Origin of the sequence: Roseicella sp. DB1501, assembly GCF_013112485.1 — a bacterium.
In the GTDB taxonomy this organism is placed as follows: domain Bacteria; phylum Pseudomonadota; class Alphaproteobacteria; order Acetobacterales; family Acetobacteraceae; genus Paracraurococcus.
Window position 1 is genome coordinate 87,750 of sequence record NZ_JABFHG010000016.1, and the last position, 24,480, is coordinate 112,229.

26 protein-coding genes and 2 pseudogenes are annotated in these 24,480 nt (G+C 65.8%); 20 read left to right on the forward strand and 8 right to left on the reverse strand.

From position 1 onward, the window contains the following. Positions 1-27: 27 nt before the first annotated feature. Both HJG45_RS24670 and HJG45_RS24675 read right to left on the reverse strand, forming a co-directional pair. Entirely contained in the window at positions 28-540 is a 513-nt protein-coding gene (locus tag HJG45_RS24670; RefSeq protein WP_240757061.1) for a DUF305 domain-containing protein, read from the reverse strand. 49 nt (positions 541-589) lie between these two features. Beyond that, a complete protein-coding gene (locus HJG45_RS24675) occupies positions 590-922 on the reverse strand; it encodes a four-helix bundle copper-binding protein (RefSeq protein ID WP_132294221.1) in 333 nt (110 codons plus the stop codon). A 360-nt stretch (positions 923-1,282) separates the two neighbouring features. On the opposite strand from HJG45_RS24675, the gene HJG45_RS24680 reads away from it, so the two are divergent. The 5 genes from HJG45_RS24680 to HJG45_RS24700 all read left to right on the forward strand — a co-directional run bounded on the left by HJG45_RS24680 (position 1,283) and on the right by HJG45_RS24700 (position 4,640). Further along, positions 1,283-1,486: a heavy-metal-associated domain-containing protein gene (locus tag HJG45_RS24680; RefSeq protein WP_132294218.1), complete on the forward strand. Its 204-nt coding sequence runs from the start codon at positions 1,283-1,285 to the stop codon at positions 1,484-1,486. A 31-nt stretch (positions 1,487-1,517) separates the two neighbouring features. Continuing rightward, entirely contained in the window at positions 1,518-2,312 is a 795-nt protein-coding gene (locus HJG45_RS24685) for a response regulator transcription factor (protein ID WP_132294215.1), read from the forward strand. Beyond that, positions 2,309-3,658, forward strand: coding sequence for an ATP-binding protein (locus HJG45_RS24690; RefSeq protein WP_240757059.1), 1,350 nt, complete (start codon positions 2,309-2,311; stop codon positions 3,656-3,658). The genes HJG45_RS24685 and HJG45_RS24690 overlap by 4 nt, the downstream gene beginning before the upstream one ends. Then, positions 3,655-4,134, forward strand: coding sequence for a DUF411 domain-containing protein (locus HJG45_RS24695; RefSeq protein WP_171616077.1), 480 nt, complete (start codon positions 3,655-3,657; stop codon positions 4,132-4,134). Before HJG45_RS24690 ends, HJG45_RS24695 begins: the two co-directional genes overlap by 4 nt. Before the next feature lie 191 nt (positions 4,135-4,325). Beyond that, positions 4,326-4,640, forward strand: coding sequence for a hypothetical protein (locus tag HJG45_RS24700; protein ID WP_171616079.1), 315 nt, complete (start codon positions 4,326-4,328; stop codon positions 4,638-4,640). 47 nt (positions 4,641-4,687) lie between these two features. Here the strand turns inward: HJG45_RS24700 and HJG45_RS24705 are convergent, their stop codons facing one another. After that, on the reverse strand, positions 4,688-4,963 hold the full coding sequence (locus HJG45_RS24705) for a metal-sensitive transcriptional regulator (RefSeq protein WP_171616081.1): 276 nt from the start codon (positions 4,961-4,963) through the stop codon (positions 4,688-4,690). A gap of 78 nt (positions 4,964-5,041) precedes the next feature. Between HJG45_RS24705 and HJG45_RS24710 the strand changes: the two genes are divergently transcribed. The 4 genes from HJG45_RS24710 to HJG45_RS24725 all read left to right on the forward strand — a co-directional run bounded on the left by HJG45_RS24710 (position 5,042) and on the right by HJG45_RS24725 (position 11,543). Then, on the forward strand, positions 5,042-7,426 hold the full coding sequence (locus HJG45_RS24710; RefSeq protein WP_171616083.1) for a heavy metal translocating P-type ATPase: 2,385 nt from the start codon (positions 5,042-5,044) through the stop codon (positions 7,424-7,426). A gap of 193 nt (positions 7,427-7,619) precedes the next feature. After that, positions 7,620-8,150 carry a hypothetical protein gene (locus tag HJG45_RS24715; protein WP_132294203.1) on the forward strand — a complete coding sequence of 177 codons (531 nt, stop codon included), beginning with the start codon at positions 7,620-7,622 and terminating at the stop codon, positions 8,148-8,150. Between the two features lie 197 nt (positions 8,151-8,347). Then, entirely contained in the window at positions 8,348-11,116 is a 2,769-nt protein-coding gene (gene mobF / locus HJG45_RS24720) for a MobF family relaxase (RefSeq protein WP_171616085.1), read from the forward strand. Next, positions 11,097-11,543, forward strand: coding sequence for a hypothetical protein (locus HJG45_RS24725; protein WP_171616087.1), 447 nt, complete (start codon positions 11,097-11,099; stop codon positions 11,541-11,543). Before mobF ends, HJG45_RS24725 begins: the two co-directional genes overlap by 20 nt. Here HJG45_RS24725 and HJG45_RS24730 read toward each other — a convergent pair. Further along, positions 11,533-12,222 (reverse strand): hypothetical protein, encoded by a 690-nt coding sequence (locus tag HJG45_RS24730; RefSeq protein WP_171616089.1) that lies wholly within the window; start codon positions 12,220-12,222, stop codon positions 11,533-11,535. The two genes, HJG45_RS24725 and HJG45_RS24730, sit on opposite strands and share 11 nt — an antisense overlap. 366 nt (positions 12,223-12,588) lie before the next feature. Here HJG45_RS24730 and HJG45_RS24735 point away from each other — a divergent pair, with 366 nt between their 5' ends. From HJG45_RS24735 to istA, 9 genes and pseudogenes are all read left to right on the forward strand, one after another. After that, positions 12,589-13,335, forward strand: a complete 747-nt coding sequence (locus HJG45_RS24735; RefSeq protein ID WP_171616091.1) for a helix-turn-helix domain-containing protein — start codon at positions 12,589-12,591, stop codon at positions 13,333-13,335. Between the two features lie 126 nt (positions 13,336-13,461). After that, a complete protein-coding gene (locus HJG45_RS29530) occupies positions 13,462-14,022 on the forward strand; it encodes a transglycosylase SLT domain-containing protein (RefSeq protein ID WP_368040677.1) in 561 nt (186 codons plus the stop codon). Between the two features lie 20 nt (positions 14,023-14,042). Next, a complete protein-coding gene (locus tag HJG45_RS24745; protein ID WP_171616093.1) occupies positions 14,043-14,297 on the forward strand; it encodes a hypothetical protein in 255 nt (84 codons plus the stop codon). 4 nt (positions 14,298-14,301) lie between these two features. Next, positions 14,302-14,682 (forward strand): VirB3 family type IV secretion system protein, encoded by a 381-nt coding sequence (locus HJG45_RS24750; RefSeq protein ID WP_132294184.1) that lies wholly within the window; start codon positions 14,302-14,304, stop codon positions 14,680-14,682. Beyond that, complete coding sequence (locus tag HJG45_RS24755) at positions 14,679-17,087, forward strand: type IV secretion system protein VirB4 (protein WP_132294181.1); 2,409 nt, start codon at positions 14,679-14,681, stop codon at positions 17,085-17,087. Before HJG45_RS24750 ends, HJG45_RS24755 begins: the two co-directional genes overlap by 4 nt. Before the next feature lie 49 nt (positions 17,088-17,136). Continuing rightward, positions 17,137-17,823, forward strand: a complete 687-nt coding sequence (locus HJG45_RS24760; RefSeq protein WP_132294178.1) for a type IV secretion system protein — start codon at positions 17,137-17,139, stop codon at positions 17,821-17,823. Between the two features lie 2 nt (positions 17,824-17,825). Next, complete coding sequence (locus HJG45_RS24765) at positions 17,826-18,143, forward strand: hypothetical protein (protein ID WP_132294175.1); 318 nt, start codon at positions 17,826-17,828, stop codon at positions 18,141-18,143. A 22-nt stretch (positions 18,144-18,165) separates the two neighbouring features. Beyond that, positions 18,166-19,140: a type IV secretion system protein gene (locus HJG45_RS24770; protein ID WP_132294172.1), complete on the forward strand. Its 975-nt coding sequence runs from the start codon at positions 18,166-18,168 to the stop codon at positions 19,138-19,140. Between the two features lie 232 nt (positions 19,141-19,372). After that, positions 19,373-20,860 (forward strand): annotated as a pseudogene (istA, locus tag HJG45_RS24775) (IS21 family transposase); the annotation flags it as partial. Here istA and HJG45_RS29535 read toward each other — a convergent pair. Next, positions 20,793-20,945, reverse strand: a complete 153-nt coding sequence (locus HJG45_RS29535) for a hypothetical protein (RefSeq protein WP_408902034.1) — start codon at positions 20,943-20,945, stop codon at positions 20,793-20,795. The pseudogene istA and the gene HJG45_RS29535 overlap by 68 nt on opposite strands. Between HJG45_RS29535 and istB the strand changes: the two genes are divergently transcribed. Further along, positions 20,872-21,600 carry an IS21-like element helper ATPase IstB gene (gene istB, locus HJG45_RS24780; RefSeq protein ID WP_171615985.1) on the forward strand — a complete coding sequence of 243 codons (729 nt, stop codon included), beginning with the start codon at positions 20,872-20,874 and terminating at the stop codon, positions 21,598-21,600. The two genes, HJG45_RS29535 and istB, sit on opposite strands and share 74 nt — an antisense overlap. A 241-nt stretch (positions 21,601-21,841) precedes the next feature. Continuing rightward, a complete protein-coding gene (locus HJG45_RS24785) occupies positions 21,842-22,885 on the forward strand; it encodes an IS110 family transposase (protein WP_171616096.1) in 1,044 nt (347 codons plus the stop codon). Between the two features lie 231 nt (positions 22,886-23,116). Here HJG45_RS24785 and HJG45_RS24790 read toward each other — a convergent pair. From HJG45_RS24790 to HJG45_RS24800, 3 genes and pseudogenes are all read right to left on the reverse strand, one after another. Beyond that, positions 23,117-23,725 (reverse strand): annotated as a pseudogene (locus HJG45_RS24790) (IS66 family transposase zinc-finger binding domain-containing protein); the annotation flags it as partial. Positions 23,726-23,765: 40 nt separating this feature from the next. Next, positions 23,766-24,092, reverse strand: a complete 327-nt coding sequence (gene tnpB, locus HJG45_RS24795; protein WP_408902033.1) for an IS66 family insertion sequence element accessory protein TnpB — start codon at positions 24,090-24,092, stop codon at positions 23,766-23,768. Positions 24,093-24,232: 140 nt separating this feature from the next. Then, a partial coding sequence (locus tag HJG45_RS24800; RefSeq protein ID WP_171616100.1) for a transposase domain-containing protein occupies positions 24,233-24,480 on the reverse strand: 248 nt, incomplete at its 5' end.

A 24,480-nucleotide genomic window follows, 5' to 3' on the forward strand; every position in this document is an offset into this window, starting at 1 on the left:
GCTCCATTGTGGGGCCGGCGCATGCAGTTACTGGGTCGATGCTGCGGCTGACGTGTTTCGGGGCGGCAGATCGGGTGCATCCGACGGTGTAGGGCTCCGCTCGAGATCGGCAATCAACTGTTTCATTTCGCCGATCTCACGGACCTGCGCCTCGATAATCTGGTCGGCGAGACGTCGGACGCGCGGGTCGCGGAGATGGGCGCGCTCACTGGTCATAATGGCAATCGAGTGGTGCGGGACCATCGCTTTCATATAGGCGACGTCGCTGACGGTCTGCTGACTGCGCACCAGCCAGAGGGCCGCCGCGGCGATCACCACGCTGCCCACGATAATAGCAATGTTCGCCCGCTTGCTGGCGTACATCTTCAGCATAAACAACATCATGATGACGGCCATCACGGCGCCCATCAGCACGGCCATCCAGGTGCGCGTCTGGCTGTAAAGGACGTGATCGAGCGCGTAGGTGTTGAGATACATCAGGCCGAACATCACGACGGTCGAGGTCGCAATCATCGTAGCGAAGCGGGCGTAGCTCATCATGGGGCCTTACGTATCTGGAGTAGGTCCGGCCCCGGACGCGGCCGCGACATCAGGCCGCCATCTTGCGGCAGCTCTCAGCACAACGGCGACAGGCCTGGACGCAATCGTCCATGCCGCCGACCTGTTCGCAGCTGCGGGCGCATTCCTCGCAAATCTCCGCGCATTCGCGACAGGTATGCTTGTGGTGCCGGGTGCCGATCAGCATGAAGTTGGCAGAGGTTTGGCACATCTCGGCACAGGCTAGCATCAAACGGAAATGCTCAGGCTCGACGTGTTTGCCGCCAGCTTCCAGGCAGTGGTTCATCGCCATGCCAAGGCACGTGCTGTGGCAACGCAAGCACTCGTCGATGCAGGCCTGCATTTCGGCGGTCATGTGGTGCATAAAAGTTCTCCTTCTTGAGTGGTGCACTCGGTCGCTTTTTACCAGCGCATGACCAAAAGCAGTATGTCGAGCAAAACGCAGCTAACGGCAGGAGCTCCTCGGTAACGCTTCTCCGACGTTGCGATATATTGCGTAAAAGATCGATTCTGATTAAGCCATATGTTGAAAGGCAGGCTGGACTACCTGATCTCCGTGTCGAGACAACCAAGACCGACGTAATGAACGAGGAAGGGTGAAGCCGGTTTGCGAACTGATTGCGACAAAGCATGTCCGACAGGCTGCCAAGTCGTTGCAATGCTTGACCTTCCCACAATGGGAGACCCCATGTCGCCCGTCAGAGTTCGGTATCGGGAGATTTGGATGGTCCGCTTCAAAGTTGGGAACATGCGCTGCGGTGGTTGCGCCCGAGCCGTGACCGCCGCCCTGCGGAGCGTTGATCCGAAGGCGGAGGTCCACGTGGACCTCGCCCGACGCGAGATTTCCGTGGAAAGCTGGACCAGCGATGACCGCCTGTCCCACGCGCTGCGTAATGCCGGCTTCGAGGGGCAGAGGCTCGCGGCGTAATGCAGTCGGTATCGGCCTGGCCAGCTTGGTCATGAACACGCCGCGCGATCCGAAAGGCGGCTCAGGCCCCGAGCTGCCTGCGCGGCGCAGTTTGGAACCGGAGGCCCATATTCTGGTCGTCGAAGATGATGGGCCGGTGCGGCATCTCATCACCCGCCTGCTGCGGGAAAATGGCTTTCGTGCCACCGGGGTCCGCGACGGGCAGGAAATGTGGGAAACGCTCGGACATGCCGAGGTCGACTTGGTACTGCTGGACATCATGTTGCCCGGACAGTCCGGCCTGGAGCTTCTACGCGCCCTTCGTGTCAGGCCGGGTTCGCCGCCGGTGGTGATGGTGACGGCCAAGGGCGAGGAAGCGGACCGCGTCCTGGGCTTGGATCTGGGAGCGGACGACTATCTGCCAAAACCGTTTGGACGGCCGGAGCTTCTGGCGCGCATCCGCGCTGTGCTGCGCCGCGCTCGGGCGCCGGCTTCTAGTTCGGCCGAATTGGTGACCGGTGCCACTGCCCGCCAGCTCCGCTTCGCCGGTTGGACGCTCGATATGGCACGGCGTGAGCTGATCTCGCCCAGCGCCGCTGTGGTGGATCTCTCCGGCGCGGAGTACGACCTGCTGCTGGCCTTCCTCGAGCATCCACACCGAGTGCTGGCGCGTGATCAGATCTCCGAGCTGGCACGGGGACGGCTGGCGGACCCGTTTGATCGAAGTGTCGATGTTTTGGTCAGCCGCTTGCGCCGGAAGATCGAGGGGGAGGGCGGCACGGTCATGATCAAAACGGTGCGCGGATCGGGATATATCTTTCTTGCCGCGGTGGAACGCACGGCGTGAACCGGGCACTGGACCGCATCTTGCCCGGAAGCTTGGCCGGACGGACCACGCTGACCTTGCTGGCCGGATTGCTGGTCTTCCATCTCGGCAGTGTCTGGTTGCTCCAGCAAGGCGTGCACGGCGCGGTCGAGGACGGACGCGAGCTGCAGGTGGCGGAATGCTTAGCCGCTGCCCGGCGCACCCTGAGCGCTTTGCCTGAAGACATGCGCGACACCGCAGCGCGAGCGCTCTCGTCTACGGCGCTCGACATTATCTGGCGCCGCGATCCGCCGGCCAATCCATTGGATGAAGCGGCGCTGACGGCGCTGCGGGGGCGGCTGGAGAACCTCGCGCCGCAGCTGACCGGGCTGCATATCGGATATGACACGGCGGCCGTCGAGGGGCGGCGGATTCAGGGCAGCATGCCGCTCGCGGACGGCACCTGGTTCACCTTTGCCAGCCCGTTGCTTGACCAGCCGCCCCGGCCGCCCGGCCATAACTCGCTGGCGTCGCTCAGCGCGATGGCGATCGGTATCGTGCTGGCGTCGGTCCTCGTCGTGCGTTGGATCACCCTGCCGCTGCGCCGACTGGCCGAAGCGGCCGAAGGCTTCGGCAAAGGGGCGGCGCCCGTGCTGATGGCCGAAGAGGGTCCGGACGAAGTCCGGGACGCCGCCCGCACCTTCAATGCCATGCAGGCGCGCATTCATCGGCTGATCGCGGACCGCACGCAGGCGTTGGCCGCTGTGAGCCATGATTTGCGCACCCCCATTCAGCGTCTGCGGCTCCGGGCAGGGTTCCTGGAGGACATGGAAGCCCAGCGCGCCATCGACACCGATCTGGAGGAGATGGAAGCCATGGTGGAGGCGACGCTTGCCTATTTGCGTGGCGACACTGAGAGCGAAGCCGCCCGGTCGGCGGATCTCGCCGCTATTCTGCGGACGCTCTGTGATGACGCGGCCGACCGCGGAGCGACGGTGGCCTATGACGGTCCCAGCCAGCTGCAGCTGCGCCTGCGGCCCGTAGCGGCAAAGCGCGCGTTCGCCAACCTGATCGACAATGCGGTGAAGTATGGCGGTGGGGGGCGAGTGACGCTGGAAGGCTTGCCGGCCACCGTGGTGGTCCGGGTCAATGATAACGGCCCCGGGATCCCGCCGGAGGCGTTGGAGACCGTGTTCGAGCCATTTCGGCGGCTGGAGGCGTCGCGTAACCGCGGCACGGGCGGATCCGGCTTGGGTCTGACCATCGCCCGCCAGATTGTACAGCGGCATGGCGGGGCGCTCGCCTTGACCAATCGTTCGGGCGGCGGCCTCGCGGCCGTCGTCGAACTGCCGCGAGACGAACCAAGAGGCGGAGAGGACCCAAGATGAGGCGTCGATGGCTTTGGACGATCGTGACGTTGGGGATGGCAACACCCGGTGCGGCGACACCCGGTGCGGCACAGGCCCTGCACCGGCGGCTACAGGTCTGGCGCGACCCGGCCTGTGATTGCTGTGGCGGCTGGGTTGACCATATGCGCGCGGCCGGGTTTCAGGTGGAGGAGCATCACGTCGCGTCGGTGGCCGCGGCGCGGCGACAGCTCGGGATTCCCGCCGACCTGCTCTCCTGCCATGCCGCATGGGTGGACGGCTACGCCCTGGAAGGTCACGTGCCGGCCCCGGCCGTGCTGCGGCTGCTGGCGGAGCGACCAAGCGGTATTCGCGGCTTAGCGGTCCCTGGCATGCCGCTGGGATCGCCGGGAATGGAGATCCCGGGCCAGCCCAACGACAGCTACGACGTCATCGCCTTTGCGGACGGCCATCCACACCGCGTCTTTATGCGCTTTCGGGGTAAGCAACAGGTCTGAAGCTGACATGGCTGGCAACGGCCCGCCCGGTGTTCTGCATAATGAGCGCAATACGACAAAGTATTGCTGGCGCCGTTCTGGTGCCACTCGCGCTGGGCACCGGCGTTGCCAAGTCCAACCATGACGGGTGGCTCGCGCGGATTCGCGTAGGGCAGGCCGGTGCGGCACGATTGAACATAAGGAAAAGAAGCATGACACAATGGAAGAATGGAATGGCCGCAGGCCTGGCGCTCCTGCTGACCGGCGGACTTGCCGCCTGCGCACCGCAGCAGCAAAGCGCCCCGCCGGCAGCGTCCGCGCAAGGGATGAGCGGTATGCAGGGGATGCAGGGCCATAATATGTCCGGCATGCAGGGCCACAGCATGGCGGGCATGGATCATCAGGCAATGATGGCCCATTGCGCGCAGATGCGGCAGCAGGGCGGGCGCATGACGCCTGAGATGCAGCAGATGATGGCCCAGTGCGCCCAGATGGATCGCTCGATGAGCGCGCCGCCAGCACGGTAAGCAAGCCGACACTGGCGACAGCGGACGCCAGCGAGACCCGCAGGTCTTTACCGGCCGGCGCGGGTAAGAAGGCCGACCAGCTCCTGGACTTTGCGGCGCTGTGCGGCCGGATCGCCGGACGCGATGACATCCTCCACGCAGTGGGCGGTGTGGTCGCGCAGGATCTCTTCCTCGACCCGCCGGAGCGCCGCCCGCACGGCGGTGATCTGGGTGATGACGTCGACACAGTAGCGGTCTTCGGCCACCATTTTGGTGATGCCGCGCACCTGCCCCTCAATGCGGCCAAGCCGTTGTAGGCAGGTATCTCGTGTAGTGTGCTGCATCCTTGAATGATACCCCTACCGGGTATAGGTATCAAGGACCGACAGCGGAGAGACCTCCCGCGGCAAAGGAGACCCGCCATGGAAAAGCAGCCCGTCCACCCATCGTCCGCTTGCCAGCACCACGGCCACGAGCACCACCACGGCGCAGGGCATGGTGCGCCGGCGGCGCCTGACGCGGTGAAGGATCCGGTGTGCGGGATGACGGTCGATCCGCACACCACGCCGCATCGCGCCGAGCATCACGGCCATCCCTATTATTTCTGCTCGGCAGGATGTCGGACCAAGTTCGTCGCTGAACCCACGAAATATCTGGGAGACCGGGCGGCGGACACGGCAGCGGTAAAGCCCGGCACGATCTATACCTGCCCGATGCACCCGCAGATCCGTCAGACGGGGCCGGGCAGCTGCCCGATCTGCGGCATGGCGCTGGAGCCGGAGGTACCGTCCGGCGAGGCCGAACCGAACCACGAGCTGATCGATTTCACGCGCCGCTTCTGGATGGGCCTGGCGCTCACGGCGCCGGTCTTTGCGCTGGAGATGGGTGGTCACCTGCTTGGGCTCGACCATCTGGTGGCACGCGGGACGTCGAACTGGATCCAGCTGCTGTTTGCCACGCCGGTGGTGCTGTGGGCGGGATGGCCGTTTTTCGTGCGCGGCTGGCAATCGGTGGTGAACCGCAGCCTCAATATGTTCACGTTGATTGCACTGGGTACCGGTGTCGCCTGGGCCTTCAGCGTCGTAGCCACGGCCGCGCCTGGACTGTTTCCGTCGGCGTTCCGCGGGCCGGACGGCTCGGTGGCCGTGTATTTTGAGGCGGCGGCGGTGATCGTGGTGCTGGTGCTGCTGGGGCAATTGCTGGAGCTGCGGGCGCGCGAGCGTACCGGAGGCGCCATCCGTGCCCTGCTGAACCTGGCGCCGGCCTTGGCCCGGCGCATCAAGGCGGACGGCTCGGACGAGGAAGTGCCGCTGGCCTCCATCCAGGTCGGCGACCGGCTGCGGGTGCGCCCGGGAGACAAGGTGCCGCTGGACGGCGAGGTCCTCGATGGCGGCAGCAATGTCGATGAGAGCCTAGTCACTGGCGAGCCGGTACCGGTCACCAAGGCACCGGGCGCGCAGGTGATCGGCGGGACCCTGAATGGCCAGGGCGCCTTTGTCATGCGTGCTGACCGGATTGGACAGGACACAGTGCTGGCGCAGATTGTGCGCATGGTGGCCGGAGCGCAGCGCTCGCGCGCCCCGATCCAGCGGCTGGCCGATCAGGTCGCCGGCTGGTTTGTGCCGGCCGTGATGGGGATCGCGGTGCTAGCCTTCATCGCCTGGGCCGTCTGGGGACCGGAGCCGCGGCTGGCGTATGCGCTGGTCGCCGCCGTAACCGTGCTGATTATTGCCTGCCCCTGCGCTCTGGGTCTGGCGACGCCGATGTCGATCATGGTGGGCGTGGGGCGCGGCGCTCAAGCAGGCGTGCTGATCAAGAATGCCGAGGCGCTGGAGCGTATGGAGCGCATCGACACCTTGGTCGTCGACAAGACCGGAACGCTCACCCAGGGCCGACCGGAAGTGGTGGCCGTCGTGCCGGCGGCAGGATTCGACGAAGCGGATGTGCTGCGCCTGGCTGCCGGGCTGGAACGCCCAAGCCAGCACCCTTTGGCCGAAGCAGTGGTCCGGGCCGCGCAGAAGCGTGGCCTGCCGGTACCGGCCGTGGACGGCTTCGACGCACCAGTTGGGCGCGGCGTGACCGGCAGGGTAGAGGGCCGGCAGATCGCCGTGGGCAATGCACGGCTGATGCAGGAGCTCGGCGTGGACGCCACGCCGGTGGCCGCCGAGGCGGAGCGGCTGCGCGGGGAGGGGGCCACGGCCTTCTTCGTGGCGGTGGATGGCCAGCCAGCCGGTCTGGTCGCAGTCGCCGACCCGATCAAGGAGACCACCGCAGCGGCTCTGGCGGGGCTGGCGAAAGAGGGCGTACGGGTGGTGATGCTGACGGGTGATAATCGCACCACGGCTGAAGCTGTCGCCAAACGGCTTGGCATTGCCGAAGTGGTGGCCGAGGTGCTGCCAGAGGACAAGCAGCGGGTCGTCGAACGGCTGAAGTCGGAAGGCCGTCGCGTTGCCATGGCTGGCGACGGCGTCAACGATGCGCCGGCGCTGGCCGCCGCCGAGGTGGGCATCGCCATGGGGACTGGTACGGACGTAGCCATCGAGAGCGCGGGCGTGACGCTGCTGGGCGGCGATCTCACCGGCATCGTCCGGGCCCGCCATCTATCCCACGCGGTAATGCGCAACATCCGGCAGAACCTGTTCTTCGCATTTGCCTATAATGCCGCCGGCGTGCCGCTGGCGGCCGGAGTGCTGTACCCGTGGTTCGGGATCCTGTTATCGCCCATTATTGCTGCCGCCGCGATGGCGCTTTCATCGGTCAGCGTGGTCGGCAATGCCCTACGACTGCGGACGGCCCGGCTGGACTAGACACGTCGAAAGCACGCTGCGGCCAGCAAAGGCGCCGCAGCGTGCTGGTTGGACAGCAGCCAACAGGCAATACCAAATCATAAATAACGCGGTAGCCAGAGCTGGCATACGACATTCAATTCGCTCACCTTCATCATTCTGTCATGTAAATGTTTTAGGATAAGAAATTCTAACGCTAGTTATTACCGAGATAATGCAGGATATATCCCTTTCTACGGACGCAATAAACAAAGCAACCGAAGCTTTTTATAAAACTATTGTTGAAAAATACGGTGAGCCGCATCGCTTCGACAAGCATCGAATGATGGGATCTCGTCCAGGATCGTATTTGGAATTGTACAACCGCGAGCTCTTCGGCCGCACCCTTGACATCCCCGCATTGCCCCAGACAGTCGGACAGCTGGCCGAACGCCTTGAAGCCCTATGCCAAGCTGTCAATCGCCAAGTGAAAAAACATCCCAGCCAATACCGTGACGGCGACGCAGACAGGGAGGCTCGATTCACCCAGCCCGAGGAAGCGAAAGACCTTGCGAAGCAGGCCGCCCGAGCAGCGATGGAAGCGGCGCTACAGAGCCTGCAGCAGGCTCAGGAACAGGCAGCGCACCAGGTGGTGGACCTTCGCGAAGCCCTACCATCCACCAGCTTGAATGCCCGCACTGCTACCCATGAAGGGTCGCCCGGAGCGACGCCCGACGACGGCAAACCCGGGCCTGCACGCTCGTAAATCCGCTTTAATCTGATTCCCCTAATGCCCGCTCTTCGAGACAAACCTCGAGGACCTCAAATAAACTCAGCTTCTAAACAAACATTCAGTAAAAAGTCCTAAGCGCCGCTTAGGGGAGACGTCTGTACCATTAGATATTTCGCTTGTTTATAGCATTTTTAGTTTTTTGCCCTCGCAACCCGCGTTAGAATTATATCATGCTGCGGATACATCAGAGCGTGTCGGCAGCCGAGGCCAAATCGTACTATACCCAAAGCCTGGGGCACGCGGATTACTACGTCCAGGGACAGGAAATCGCCGGGCATTGGCATGGAGCGCTAGCGGCACGGCTCGGCCTGTCCGGGCCCGTGACGCGCGAAGCCTTCCATGCCTTATGCGACAACCGCGACCCTTCGACCGGCCGGACGCTGACCGCTCGGCAAAAGGACGATCGCCGGCCCGGCTACGACCTTACCTTCAGCGCGCCGAAAAGCGTCGCGCTCCTCTATGCCATGACGAACGACGCGCGCATCCTTGCCGCGTTCGATGCCGCGAGCAACGCGACCATGCGTGAGATCGAAGCCGAGATGCGGACCCGCGTGCGCCGGTCGGGCCAAGATACGGACCGCGTCACCGGCAACGCGGTCTATGCCGACTTCACCCACTTCACGACGCGCCCGGTCGACGGCCAGCCCGACCCGGATCTGCACCGCCACTACTACCTGTTCAATGTCACCTTGGATCCGGTCGAGCAGCGCTACAAAGCGGCGCAACTGGGCGACATCAAGCGCGATGCGGGCTACTTCGAAGCCGCCTTCCATGCCCGCCTGGCAGCCGGTCTATCTGCCCTAGGCTTCCGTATCGAGCGCCACGGCGAGAAATGGTGGGACGTCGCGGGAATCCCGCGCGAGATGATTGAACGCTTCTCACGCCGCTCGGCCGAGATTCAGGCGAAGGCCGCCGCACTCGGCATCACGGATCCTGATGCCAAAGGGGCATTGGGGGCACGCACCCGCCAAGGCAAGGACACGAGCCTTGATTTGGAGGAGCTGCGCGGGTTGTGGGGCGCGCGGATGAGCATGAAGGAGCGGCTGCAGCTGGAGGCGGTGGTGCGCGCCGCGGCAGTGGGGGAAAGGAGCCCGCCGATTGGGGAGCGGGTGACGCCAGCGACGGCGATGGATTTCGCGCTTGCCCATGCCTTCGAGCGTGCCTCTGTCACCAGTGAAAAGCAACTGCTGGCCAGCGCGCTGTGGCGCGGCTGCGGTGTGGCGCTTCCCGAGCAGCTGATCGCCGAGTTGGCACGGCCCGAAATGATAGCGCGGGAGGTGGAAGGCCGGCGCTTGGTCACCACCCGGCCCGTGATGGCACAGGAGCAGGCAATGATCGCCTATGCCAGGCAGGGCAGGGGCATGTGCGCCATGCTTGGCACGGGGCGGCATGCCTTCCAGGATACCCGCCTGAACGCGCAGCAGCGCGCAGCAGTCAAGCATCTCCTTAACTCGCGGGACCGGGTCATTGCGGTACGCGGCGGCGCCGGCACGGGCAAATCCACCCTGCTGAAGGAAGCGGTGGCCGGCATCGAGGAGGGCGGCTGCCAGGTCGGGCTCTTCGCCCCCACGGCGGCGGCGGTCGACGTGCTGAAATCGGACGGCTTCCAGGAGGCTGCCACGGTGCAGCGGCTGCTGGTCGACCCCGAACTGCAGGCGGCCATGCGCGGCGGGGTCATCCTGATCGACGAAGCCGGGCTGGTCGGGGTGCCGACGCTGGCCCGGGTGTTCCGCATCGCCGAGGCGGTAGGCGCCCGGGTTATCCTTTCCGGCGACACCCGGCAGCACACGGCGGTCGAGCGAGGCGACGCAATGCGGCTTCTGGAGCGTTCAGCCGGCCTGCCGGTGGCCGAAGTGCAGACCATCCTGCGCCAGACAAAAGTCGAGTACCGCGATGCCGTGGCCGCGGTTGCGCGGGGTGACGCGGCTGGGGGTCTGGCCCGGCTTGACGCGCTCGGCTGGGTGACGGAGGGCAACATGATCGCCCGCAACCAAGCGCTGGTGTGCGACTATCTGGCGGCGATCGGCGCCGGCAAAACCGTCCTCATCGTGGCACCGACCCATCGGGAGGGTGAGGCCGCGACCCGCTTGGTGCGCGAGGCGCTGCAGGCAACAGGACGCCTCGGCAGCGAGGAGCGCACCGTTTCGGCCTTGAGAGATCTCCGCTTTACGGAGGCAGAAAAAGCGGATCCCTATCGCTATCAGCCGGGCATGGTGGTGGAGTTCCATCAGCATGCGCGCGCCATCAAGAGCGGTACGCGGCTGCGCGTGACCCGCATCGACGATCTCGGCCGGGTGGTCGCGGTGGACGGGCGTGGCCGCGCTCATGCACTGCCATTGGATACGCCTGGGCGCTTCACCGTCTATCAGCCGCACGCCTTGGCGCTGGCACCAGGCGATTTGGTGCGGATTACCCGAAACACCACGTCCCTCGACGGGCACAAGCTGGCGCGCGGCAATGTCTACCGCCTGGCAGGCTTTACTAAAACCGGAGACCTGCGGATCGAGGCCGGCCGCGAAGAATGGTGTGTCAGCGCCGATCATGGCCATTTGGCGCATGGCTACGTTGCCACCTCCTATGCGGCGCAGGGCCGGACGGTCGACCAGGTCTTCCTGCTGCAGACAGCGCAATCGTTGCCCGCTACCTTCGCTGAGCAGTTCTATGTGTCGCTCAGCCGCGGCCGAGAGCGTGTCCGGATCTACACCGATGATCGCCAGGGACTGCTAGCCGCCGTCGCCCGCTCCAGTCAGCGCGGATCGGCGACGGAGCTACTGGAAGGGCAGCTTGACCGGGACAGCTTGAAGCCGCGCGTGGCGGCCCGGCGCCGACAGCAGGCGCGGACCCAGCGCTACGCGGCGTATCTGGAAGAGCAACTGGGTGACGTGACAGCCGACAGCGACGGCAGCCGGAGAGGACGGGATGTTTCAGCCCGCACCTGAAAGCCATGCGGCCCGCTTGGTGCGACCACACCTGGCGCCTGCGGACCCGGTGGCGGCACTGCCGGATCGCCGGCAAGCCTTCGACTTCCGGGCGCGACCGTTGATGGCGCTCGACTGCCGCTTTGAAGGTGGGCAGCGCAAGGCGTTCAAGTATCCGGATTTGCTGAGCTGTGAGTTCGACGGCGGCCGCCGCATCACGCTCTACTTCGAGATGGCGACGGTGATTATCGAGGGTCGGAATCTCGTGACCGGGTACGACCACCTGGTGGAGTGCAAGGTGGCCTCCGTGCAGGAGCGGCACTGCTCGGAGTTCGAGCTGGAAGATTGCGGAAGCTTCGTCGAGCGCATTCGCGTCGGCGATCCGCAGCCCCGCGGCCCTGCCGAGCACCCGGCGGGAAGACCCGGAGGCCAGGCTATTACTGGATGAGGACGGCGCCTTTCATGTCGAGCGTCACCGTAATGGTGTTCTGATCGGTCGCGGTGCGGCTGGTGGACCCGCCGACGGTCAGCACGAGAATCGTCACCTTGAGCCCGCCTTTGATGACCTCTTCCGCCGTAAAGTCGAGGGCAATGCTGTTGGCGCGGTTTCCGTCCTGCGCGAACTGCAGGCACTGGCCGCCGCTGTTGACGGTGGCCAGCTGCTTACGGAACTCCAGCAGGGCTTTCAGCAGATGCATGTCGGCAGTATCTGCGGTTGTCCGGCTGCGCGTCCCTCGCCCCGGTGGGGCGAGGGTAAAGTTCAGAACGGTCGTCTGACGATTGGTCGACGACCGGCTACCGCTGGCACTGGGACCAATAACGACGGGAATCGGTCCGGCTGGCACGTTTGCCCCGATTTCTGCACCGCCCTCGATGGCAAGGGTGGTCTGCACTTCCACTTTGACGCCGGCCAGCGTCATCGTGATGTCCTGATTATTGTTGCAGGCATTGCCACGGATTGGCGTCGCCGCGGCTTGGCGATTGTACTCCGCCAGTTCGAGTTTGATTTGGTTGAGGACATTCGAAAGCGGCACGGCAGGTGGGGGCGGCGCAGCTATCGGCCCATGGGTGCAGGCGGCTACGTCCAACAGGGTCGCTAACGCCATCGCGGCAAGACCTCGTCTCATCCTGCTTCCCCCTTGTTGCCAATAACGGTGAGGCGGGGGTGGCGGCCTTGGCAAGCGTTAACGCTTGGCGGTCATCGTCGAGCTGCGCCCGGCATGTGCAGGGCATCTGCAGGGCGCTCCCAGGGGCTTCACGTGACCCTCCACGTCCGCTTCAACGGGAGCCGTAGCAGAAGCGCTAAATTTCATAGGACTTAGCGTGAAAACTTCACAGCAGAATCCCCAATTCCCATCGCCTCCTCTAATCTATGCGCTGTATTGTGCCGACAGCGAGATGAAGGGTGGAGGCGGTAGGACTTGGCGAAGCGATCAGCTCACGGTCCGCATGCGGAATTTGACCAACCGGTCCAAGCGGTGAGGGCGTCTCACATGCACGAGGAAGAGGAAACGCTCCCGCTATCTCCTTCAGACATGCCGCTTGAACAATTCCTTCGCCAAAAGATCAACGAAGATCAGTTATATAACTTCGCACGGCGTTTGCTGAACTGGCAACACGTCCAAGCCGCCAAACAAAAAGAGTCTGCTAGAAAAGGTGCAAGAACCAACATTGGAGCAATAGAAACGTTTATTGCTGAATTTTACTCACCAACCGTAGATTTCCTACGACACTGCTGCGCGGTAACCCGGATACCGAGTTGGTATTTTGAACCCATTGCTGAAATTGATAAGTCAGAACTGAGCCAAGATATTGTTGAACGCTGGCCGATGGGCGTGATTGGCAAAGTCCGCCGCGCAGTACAGGACTTTCTCAATGCCTGCTGGGCATTTCATATAAACGGCCCTCTCGCAGAAAAAGAGTTCTCTGATGTCAGAAGCGCTTTGGAGCGCCAGGTGGCGACGGAGCTGGCTGGCTGGCAGGACGCCAAGGCGACAAGCACGCACAGAAGCGCCGCGCCTGAGGAGGACGCACGCACGCTTGGGGCCAACCTCTACCGGTTACGGGTCGGAAGCGGGCTGACGCAAACGGAGCTCTCGGCGCTGTCCGGAGTGACGCAATCTCACATTAGCGCGATTGAACGGGCCGCGTTTGAGCCGCGCGTCAAGACGATCATGGCGCTGGCACGAGCGTTGAAGGTGCAACCCGGCGAGCTGTTGCCACCTCTCGACGAAAAATAGCTTGTGTTCGACTAGTAGAATCGCATCTAAGATGCCTGGGCCATCCGGTCGAGGTGAGTCTTGGAGCCGCTGTCTCTCGCATTGGTCCTGCAACTGGCGTCCACCCCGGCCTGCACGGCCCCGGGAGTGCCGGCTGAGAATGTAGCCGCCGTCGCCCGGCAGGAAAGCGGCTTCCATCCCCTCGCCATCCGCGACGAGCAGACGGACCGCTCCTACTTCCCTGAGACGCTCGAGGCAGCGGAGACACTGGCAACCAGCCTGACTGCGCAGGGGCACCTGCTGGGGGTTGGGCTCATGCAGCTCACGCCTCCCAGCCGGTTCGGGCTCTCGATCCGGGAGGCGCTGGACGCCTGCAAAAACATGCGCGCCGGGGCCGAGCTGCTGGCGACCAATTACCGCCGAGCCATCCGCGCTGCCCTGTCGACCTACAACTCCGGCCACCCGACACGTGCTGAAGCGTATGCCCGCTCGGTAGAGGCGCATGCCGCCCGGATGCCGCCGATCGCGGATCCTTCACCGGCCCCTACTCCGTCTCCTGCACCCGCCGCCGCCCCAACCGGCTGCGCTCCGTCCTGGGACGTCTGGGCGCGCTGCAGGCGGCGTCCGCAAACCGACGACGGCGGCAGTCGAGCCGCGCCCGCCGCGCCGGTCCTCCTGCGTGGCTCACCGATAAAGGAATCCCGATGACAAGGCACTCCGCCCTCGCCGTGGCGCTGGTCGCCGCTGCGCTCCTCCTGCCTGACATTGCGCTGGCGCAAGCCGGTGGCGGCGGCGATCCGTTCAGCCAAGCAGTGACCTGGTTCGTCTCCGGCCCGGCGCGTGGCGTCGCCATGCTCGCCGTCGCCTGTGTTGCCGTTCTGGCATGGGTCTTCACCGCCTCACTGCGCGTGGTCGGCTTCGTGCTCGGTGGCGGCCTGGTGCTCGCCAACGTCAACACGATCGTCGGCTGGATGGGGTTCTGACGCCATGGCGGACGAGCTGTTCTTTGATGGCGAGGACGATCTGCGGGCCGGGCCGATCCATCTCGGCGCAACCCGTCCGCCGATGGTGCCGGGCCTCGGCATCCCTTTCACCGCCGCCGTGGTCGTGCTGCTCGGCGCGGCGGAAGTCCAGATGGCGGTGACCGGCTGGCAGGGCCTTCTCTATGCGGCAGGCCTGATCGCCGCGGTTGCCGGGCCGCTGCGCATCTGGGTCAGCTACGACTGGTACGCCATGGAGTGCCTGTTCGTGTGGGCCCGTACGTCGGGACCTGCGCTTGATAACCGCCGCTGGGGCGGCTCCACCGTGAGCCATTTCCCTCTGAAACCCTCTAGCATTCGCGGCCTCACGGCGGGAGCCAGCCGGTGAGCGCCCCCTTCGAGCGAGCCGGTACGCGCTACGTCCGCCATTTCGGCCACGTGACCGACGGCACGGTCCTGATGGATGACGGGACCGTCTGCGGCGTGATCGCCATAGCGGGGTTCCCCTACGAGATGGCGGACCCGCGCACCCTGAACGGCCAGCACGCCCTGCGCGCCGCCATCCTGCGCGCGATGGCCGATGATGATATCCAGATCTACGAGCACCTGGTGCAGCACGACGCCGTGCCGGAGGTGGCCGGTGGCCCTTTGGAGCGACGCGGTTACGCCGCCGAGCTCTACCGAGACTACGAAGCTAGCTGCCTCAAAGGCCTGCGCGAAGCCACGTGGCTTCTGACCATCCTCGTGCGGCCGCGCCTGACGGTCCCGGGCATGCGCGGGCTGCTCGGGATGCAGCCCCGTTCAGAGGACCTCAAGCGGGCAAGGCGTGCCGGTCCTAACCTCGACCAGCGACTCAATAAACTGGAGGACCGCATCAGCGGATGCCTTGCAGCGCTCGCACCCTACCAGCCACGGCGGCTCGGCATCCGCATTGAAAAGGGGGTTTCCTTCTCCGAGATCGCCGAGGCGCACCGCCTCGTGGTCTACGCGCGCTGGATGCCGGTACCGCTCGTCGAGCCCGGGGATCTTGGCGCATCGATCTATACGGATCGCGTCATCTGCGGCACTGCGGGGTTCGAGGTTCAGCTTCCCGGTGGTGGGCGGCGGTTTGGCACCATGCTCGGCTATCGCGTCTACCCGAACCGGTGGCGGGTCGGCATGGCCGATCAGCTCATCGGCCTGCCCTGCCGCTTCACCCTGACCAACAGCTTCCTGTTCCACTCCCGCGCCAAGGCGGGCGACAAGCTGGCCCAGCGCCTGCGCCGGATGGAAAACGCGGGAGACCGGGCCCATTCGCTCAAGGAAGAGCTCACCGAGGCGATGGATGAGGTCGACCGAGGCGAGCACGTCTTGGGCGAGCACCTCTTCTCGCTGGCCATTCATACTGAGCGCTGGGAAGACCTCGAGCCCGCCGCCGCCGCGGCGCGCGCCAAGGTCACCGATATGGGCGCGGTGGTCGCCACTGAAGACATGGCGATGGAAGGCGCGTTTTTCGCTCAGCTACCCGGCTCTCCCGGTTTCCTCCGCGCCCGCGCAGGTGCCGTATCCTCCTCTGCCTTCGCCGCTATGTCCTCGATGCATGCCCATCCGAAAGGTGAGCCAAAGCATCACTGGAAGCGGCCGCTGTTTCGCCTCCGGACAACCGGCGGGACGGCCTTCGACTTCGGATTTCACTTGCGCGATGTCGGGCACAAACTGCTCATCGGACCCAACGGATCCGGCAAAACGGTCTTTCTCGGTTTCTGCCTTGCCTTACTCGACGTCCTCGTCGGAGCGCAGGGCGGCACGCAGACCGGCACGCAGCTCCTGTTCGACAAGGATGGCGCCAACGAAACCGTGGTTCGCGCCATGGGAGGGCGATATGCCCGGCTCCTCAGAGGGGAAGACAGTGGAGCGGCTCCGCTGCGGGCGCTGCCGAATGACGAAACCTCCCGCGCCTGGCTGCAGCAGTTCATCACCGGCCTGATCATGGCCGACGGGCGCGGTGCACTGACGCCGGAGGACGCAAGGCGACTGGCGACCGGCATTGCCTTCATCATGCGTCTGCCGGTTCCCATGCGATCGATCGCCGGTTTGCGCGAGTTCCTCGGATACAGCGACGCGCTTGGGGCCGGCGCCCGGCTGGAGCGATGGTGCCGGGGCGGAGCACTCGGCTGGGCGTTCGACGGCGATATCGATCTGATCGAGTTCGACCATCGCATCGCCGGAGTGGATCCGACTGCGATCATGACCGACGAGACGGTTATGCCACCACTCGCCGCATATCTCCTGCACCGGGCCAACAGCGTGATGGACGGACGGCGCGCCGTATTGTGGGCTGATGAGTTCCGTGCCTACCTGCCGGACGCACGCTTTGCACGCGGCTTCGAAGACTTCGCTCTGACCGGGCGTAAGAAGAACTGGAGCCTGTGCGTCGCAACGCAGCAGCCCGAACACATCTTGGAGCACCCCATCGGGGCGTCCCTGATCGGGCAGTGCAAGACGCGGGTGCTGTTTCGCAATCCTGACGCGCGCCGGGGGCCGTACCGTGACGGTCTCGGCTGCACCGAGCGCGAGTTTCGCGCCGTGTCGGAAGACATGCTGGCCGGGCCGCACTCGGTGCTGATCAAGCGCGAGGAGCGCTCTGTGCTGTGCCGCTTCGATCTCTCGGAGATGCCGCAGCACATTCCGATCCTGTCGGGAACGGAGCGCAGCGTGCGGTTGCTGCGGGACGTGATCGCGCGGGTCGGCACTGACGATCCCGCCGTCTGGCTGGAGGAGTTCCGTCGTCGCCTTCCGGAGGCGGCCGCGTGACAGGAATAGGATTGAAATATTTGCGACCCGAGAAGACAGGAGAAGCACCATGCGCCGGAAGTTACTTATCGCCACCACAGCCCTGACTCTATGTGCGGTGCTTCCCGCCCGCGCGTTCGACATCGTCCACGATCCTGCGAGCAACGCGACGCGCATCGTCGAGGCGGCACGGGCCATCTCCGAGGCCATCCGCCAGTACCAGATGCTGGAGCGCACGTATAACGCTGTCGCGCATGCCACCGATCTGCAGGGCCTCGCGCAAGCGCTCGGGCCTGTGACGCGTACCTATATGCCGGAGGCAGGGTCGGCGCTGGAGTCCATGCGCGGCGTCGGCCAGCTCTGGGGCCAGGCGCAGCGCCTCCGCACCGGGAACCGCATCTACATGCCGCCCGTCCTGGACGAATGGGCGAATGAGATGGAGCGCCGGGAGAATGCCACGGCCAATGCGCAGGCCATCGCGGCAGCGGGCATGGAGGACGCGCAGGACCGCATCTCCCGGCTGAGCGCCATGCAGCTGCGGCTCGAGACAGCGCAGGACGGCACTGAGGTAGCCGCCGTCAACGGTCAGATTCTGGTCGAGCAGCAAAACCTTGCCGCCCATCGCGCGCAGATCGAACAAGCGCATCTGGTGCTGGCCGCCGAGGACCGTGTAGCGCAGCAGCGCTCCGAGCAGCGCTGGCGGCGCGACGTCGATGACTGGGCGGCGAAGACCGAAGGCGCACTGGCGGGATGGTAGGCATGCGCGCAGCACTTCTAGTGAGCGCCATGGCCGCCTTGTCCGTTCCGGCGATCGCGCAGGATATTCCGCGGTTTGAGGCGCATCCGGCCGAGCGTGCCGCGCTGCTGCGCCGGTGCCACGATGATCACCGTCTGGCGCGCACCTCCATGTGCGCCAACGTCGAAGCGGCGGAGACTCGCGCTTACGCAAAGCGGCTTCAGAGACAATCCGGCGAGCCCGATCCGCCAAGCCCCATGGTGATGCAGGCCGCCAAGCGTGCCTGCGCCCGTCCGCCATCGCAGCGAGGTCCGCTCGGCGCGTACTGCGGACGCACCTGATTCATAAAGGAGGCCCCGTCTCGTGTACGAGGAGTTCGCCCGCTTCACCGACGACCTGACGATCGCCGGGATGGATAGTGGGATCGCTGCCGGGATTGCGGCCTCGCTCGGTGTCATCCGGTCCGCGCTCATGCTCTACGTCGTCATCGCCGCCGTCCTGGTGATGTACGCCAAGATGGACGGCTGGGATGCGGTGAAGCGCGGCGTCCGCGCGATGGCGATTATTGCCCTGCTGCAGGCCGGTACCTATGGCTCGATGGTTCGGGAGCAGTTCTGGACCACCATCCCGAACCTCGTGGCCACCTCGCTCTCCGGAAACGTCACGGCCATCACCGCCGCCCAGCGCTTCGACCGGGTGGATATGGCGGCATCGAACCTGATCGCGCGTGCCGACGGGCAGGCGGCTGGTCTGTTGAACCTCCGCCCCCAGATCGCCATCAGCTTCGCGCAGGCGGCGATCAAGGTGTTCCTGCTTGTCAGCTTCGCATTGTGGCTCGTTTCCCGCGTGGCCACAGCGCTGCTGATCGCGGTGGGGCCGTTCCTGCTGATCGCATGGCTCTTCGATGCGACACGCGGCTGGGTATTGCAGTGGATTGGCAAGCTGATCGGGCTTGCCGTCTGGCAGCTCTGCGCCGCGATCCTCGCCGAAATGGTGCTGAGAGGCTCGATGTACTGGGTACAGCGCGTCGCGGCCTTTCCCGGCGCAGGCCTTGCCGAAATGCTGGATGGCCTCTGGAAGGTCGCTATCTGGTTCGGCATCAACATGCTCGTGATGCTCGGCCTCCCGTACTATGCGGCGATCGGTTCGTCGTCCGCCGCCGGAGCGGGTGTTGCGGTTGCGACCGGCGGCGCGCTCGTTGGCGGTGCCGCGTCGATGGGAGCCCGCGCCGGAGCCGCTGCAGCCTCGGCCGCCATGCGAGCCGGTGGGGCTGCTTATCAGCGGATGCGGCGCAACTCGTCCTCTTCCTCCAGTTCCAACCGAAGGAGCACCCCATGATTGCCGTGCGTCGCATTGCCTTGCTGGCGGCGCTTTTCCTGGCCGCCTGCTCGCAGCCTAGGGAAGCGCCTTCCTGCAGCGGCACGCCGTTCCAGCTGAATGTTGGTCTGTGGCATCCTGTGATTCGGCGTGGAATAGGGACCCTCTTGGAGGGGTGATCGGCGTCCAAAAGGGACCCCTCTGAAGGAGGGGTTCACGCTGGCTTCCGGGACGGACGGGAGCCATGGACGGGATGCTGGTCGTGGAGACGGTAGCGAAGATCCGACGGCTGCATTTGGCGGAAGGTCGGTCGATCAAGGCGATCTGCCGCGAGCTGGGTTTGTCGCGGAAGGTGGTCCGGAAGGTCCTGCGGTCGGGCGCGACCGAGTTTCGCTATGAGCGGACGCGCCAGCCCTTACCGAAGCTGGGGGCGTGGCAGGCCGAGCTGGATCGGCTGCTGGAGGAGAACGCCGCCCGGTCGACGCGCGAGAAGCTGACGCTGATCCGCCTGTTCGAGGCGCTGCGGGCGCTTGGCTACGAAGGCGGCTACGACACGGTGCGGCGGCATGCGCGGGCGTGGGAGAAGGCCCGTGCGTCGCTGTCGACGGCGGCTTTTGTGCCGCTGAGCTTTGCGCCCGGCGAGGCGTACCAGTTCGACTGGAGCCACGAGGTCGTGGTGATGGACGGCGCGACCGTGACGGTGAAGGTCGCGCATGTGCGGCTGTGCCACAGCCGGATGATGTTCGTGCGGGTCTATCCGCGCGAGACGCAGGAGATGGTGTTCGACGCGCACGATCGCGCCTTCGCATTCTTCCGGGGCGCCTGCACGCGCGGGATCTACGACAACATGAAGACGGCGGTGGACGCGATCTTCGTCGGCAAGGAGCGCGCCTATAATCGACGCTTCCTGCAGATGTGCAGCCACTACCTGGTCCAGCCGGTGGCCTGCACGCCGTCCTCGGGCTGGGAGAAGGGCCAGGTCGAGAACCAGGTCGGGCTGGTGCGGGAGCGGTTCTTCGCGCCGCGGCTGCGGGTGAGGAGCTATGAGGAGTTGAATGCCCAGCTGCTCGACCGCTGCGTGGTCCATGCCCGGGCGCACCGGCATCCCGAGCAGCGGGAGCGGACGATCTGGGAGGTGTTCGAGGCGGAGCGGCCGAGCCTGGTGGCCTACACCGGTCGGTTCGACGGCTTCCACGCCGTGCCCGCCGCGGTGTCCAAGACCTGCCTGGTGCGGTTCGACAACAACCGGTACTCGGTCGCGGCGAGTGCAGTTGGGCGGCCGGTGGAGATCCGCGCCTATGCCGAGCGGATCGAGTTCCGCCAGGACGGCCGGGTTGTCGGCGAGCACCGCCGCTGCTTCGGGCGCGACCAGACGATCTACGATCCCTGGCACTACGTGCCCGTGCTGGCGCGCAAGCCCGGGGCGCTGCGGAACGGCGCGCCGTTCAAGGACTGGCTGCTGCCGAATGCGCTCGAGCGGATCCGCCGCAAGCTGCGCAGCGCCGAGGATGGCGACCGGCAGATGGTCGACATCCTCACTGCGGTGCTGAGCGACGGGCTGACGGCGGTCGAAGCGGCCTGCGCCGAGGCGCTGCGCGAGGGCGTGCACTCGGCCGACGTGGTGCTGAACATCCTGGCCCGCCGACGCGACCCTCCGGTCCCGGCGCCGATCCTCATCCCTGAAGCCCTGCGGCTGCAGCACGAGCCGCTGGCCGACTGCAGCCGTTATGACAGCCTGAGGAGCAACGCGTGATGGAACGGTCCGAGATCCTCGCCGCCATGGGCGAGCTACGGTTGTTCGGCATGAAGGCCGCGTTCGACGGCATCATCGCGGCCGCGGTAAAACGCCAGCATGAGCCACAGCGGGTGATCGGCGACTTCGTCTCGGCGGAGATTTCCGAAAAGCAGGCCCGCTCGATCAAGTACCAGATGACCATCGCCAAGCTGCCGCTGGCCAAGGACGTCGAGGACTTCCAGTTCGAGGGGACGCCCGTCAACCAGGCGCTCGTGCGTGACCTGGTGGGCGGCAACTTCCTCGCCCAGCAGCGCAACGTGGTCCTGGTCGGCGGCACCGGCACGGGCAAGACGCATCTGGCGATCGGCATCGCCCGCGCGCTGATCCGCAGTGGCGCCCGCGGCAGGTTCTACAACGTCGTCGACCTGGTGAACCGGCTTGAGGCCGAGAGTAGGTCAGGACGCGGCGGCCGCATGGCCGATCATCTCTGTCGGCTGGACTTTGTCGTGCTCGACGAGCTCGGCTACCTGCCGTTCGCGCTCTCCGGCGGCCAGCTGCTGTTCCACCTGGTCAGCCGCCTGTACGAGCAGACCTCGGTGATCGTCACCACCAACCTCGCATTCGGTGAATGGCCGACCGTGTTCGGCGACGCCAAGATGACCACGGCCCTGCTGGACCGGTTGACCCACCACTGCGACATCGTCGAGACCGGCAACGAGAGCTGGCGGTTCAAGAACCGCGCCTGATCACCCGAACGCCGAGGCCGCCACTGGCTGGTCGGCCGCCCCTCCGCCTCCGGCTCCGAGGCGACCGACCAGCCAGTGCCTCAGCACAGCCCAAGGGGTCCCTTTTGGACGCCGATCCGGGGTCCCGATTCCAAGCCGATTGACACTCTGGCGGTAGAGATGCGCTGATCGGGCTGGCCTGCCTCTGATTGGGATAATCTCTTACCCACCCCCGGACGGGGCTCGGTAAAGGAGGGCGTCCATGGAGTTTTTTGTCGGTATTGATGTGTCGCTCGACAGCTCGAGCATCTGCATCGTTGACGAGCGCGGGGTGATCATCAAGGAGGGCAAATGCCCGAGCGAGCCTGAGGCTATCGCGCGCTTCATTCGGCACAAGGGCCGACGTGTCGAGCACGTCGGCCTTGAAACCGGCGGCCTCTCGCAGTGGCTGCATGCGGGGCTAACGCGCGAGGGGTTCCGGGTCACGGTGATGGAGGCGCGGCATGTCCGAGCGTCACTGGCCACCATGCGAGTGAAGACCGACCGCAATGACGCGCGCGGCATCGCCCAGCTCGTACGCCTCGGTTGGTTCAAGGCTGTTCACGTGAAGACGCCTACGGCGCAGGAGACCCGCGCACTGCTGGGCGCACGCCAGTTCCTCGTGGACAAGGTGACCGCGGTTGAGAACTCCATGCGGGCAGCGCTTCGCAACTTCGGGCTGAAGATGGGACCGGTGACGCGGTCGAAGTGGGCAGCGCGAGCCCGGGAACTTGCTGCAGGCAACCAGGCGCTCGAGATCGTCGTGGAGGCGCTGCTGCGCGTACGTGACGCGCTGCTGGAGGAATTACGCGCGCTTGACCGAAAGCTGCTCGAGACAGCACGTGCCGATCCGGTAGTCCGCACGCTCATGACGGCACCCGGCGTCGGCGCGATCGTCGCGCTGACGTTCAGAAGCGCGGTTGATGATCCCGGACGGTTTCCCAAAGCTCGTGACGTAGGGCCCTGGCTGGGGCTGACGCCAAGCCGCTACCAGTCCGGTCAGGTCGATCGGATGGGTCGAACCACCCAGGCAGGAGACGCTGGCCTGCGCGCGGCGTTCTACGAGGCCGCGGCGACCCTTTTGGGCCGCGTGACCAAGTGGTCGGCGCTCAAGGCTTGGGGCGTCCGCTTGGCGCGACGCAGCGGGACAAAAAAGGCCCGCGTCGCCGTCGCACGAAAGCTGGCGGTCGTGCTGCTCAGCATGTGGAAGGCTGATGAGCCGTTCCGCTGGTCCACCCAGACGGGGGAGGAAGCCGCCATGGCATAGAGGCGGTTCTCCACCCCTGCCAGCGCGGCCCCTCCGGCCGCGTCAGAGGTCCCCAACAGGGACGAGGGCGGGACGAGCTCGTACTTGCCGAAGTTGCCTTGAGCACGTGGTACAGATTTGGAGCCGTCCGCCTCCTCGTTTCGCATCATGTGGCGGCCACGCCGACCACGGACAGAAGCATGGCCCTGTTTGGTGGATCCTCGGCGCTTGACGGAAGAGGCCCGATCACAGAAGCGGCAAGTGGTCGGCGTATTTCGCCACCAGCACATGGGCGAGCAGACCCGCGGTGGCCCGGCCGCGGGCGATCGGCAGGGAGGGCGGCGGCGCCTGGGTGATGGTCTCGCAGGCCCGGCAGGACCAGCGGGGCCGGACGTGGCGGATGACGCGGAACCGGCCCGGCACATAGTCGAGCACCTCCGTCACATCCTCGCCGAGGCGCCGCAGGGCGCCGCCGCAGGCCGGGCAGGCGCAGGCATCGGCCCCGTGCTCGACCGTCTCGCGCGGCAGGTGGTCGGGCAGCGGACGGCGGGCGGGCTTGCGCCGCTCGGGACGGCCCATCCTGCCCTCGCCAGCCAGCGGGTTGTCGGCCACCGCCGGGGCGGGCGCATCCGCCTCCAACTCCTCCAGCGCCAGCTCGAGTTGGTCCGCCTCGCCGGCGAGGCGCTCGGAGGAGCGGCCGAACTGCATCCGCCGCAGCCGGGCGAGTTGCAGGCGGAGGCGGGCAATGAGCTCGCGTTGGCCGGTGATCTCGGCGTGCTGCGCCAGCACGATCGCGCGCAGCGCGTCGACGTCGCCAGGCAGGGATGCGGGATCGAGTTCCACGGCTGCATGGTCGCGCATCGCGCCGCGTCGGGCCGAATGAATCCGCCGCGAGGGCGGACTACCCCGCCATCTCCGGCCGCCAGGTGCGCGCGGGCATGCGCCAGTCGATGCCCTCCAAGAGCATCGAGAGCTGTGCAGGCGTCAGCGAGACGACGCCGTCCTTGGCCTGCGGCCAGACAAACCTGCCACGTTCGAGGCGCTTGGCGTAGAGCACCAGGCCCTGGCCGTCCCACCACAGCACCTTGACCAGGTCGCCGCGGCGGCCACGAAAGACGAACATCTGCCCGCTGAACGGGTCCTGCCCCAGCGCCTCCTGCACCTGCCGCGCCAGCCCGTCGAAGCCGCGGCGCATGTCGGTCGCGCCCGCGGCCAGCCAGACGCGCACCCCTGGCGGCGGCCCCGAGATCACCCGCGCAGCGCCGCCAGCACGCGCCGCAGCGCGGTCGCACCGACCTCCTCGCCGACGCGCAGCCGCACGCCATCCGTAAGCGCGGCTTTCAGGCCCATCTCGACTGCGGTTGACGCTCAGCCTTTTTCGGTGGTGGCCCAGCACCACGGCATGAGTTCGTCGATGCGGCTGTTGGGCCAGCCGTTGACGAGGCGGGTCAGCAAGTCGGCGAGATAGCGCTGCGGGTCGATACCGTTGAGCTTGCAGGTTTCGACCAAGGAGGCGACCGCGGCCCAGCGACGGCCGCCATCGTCGCCCGAGGCGAACAGGGCATTCTTGCGACTGAGGCAGAGGGGCCGGATGGCACGCTCCACGGTGTTGGTGT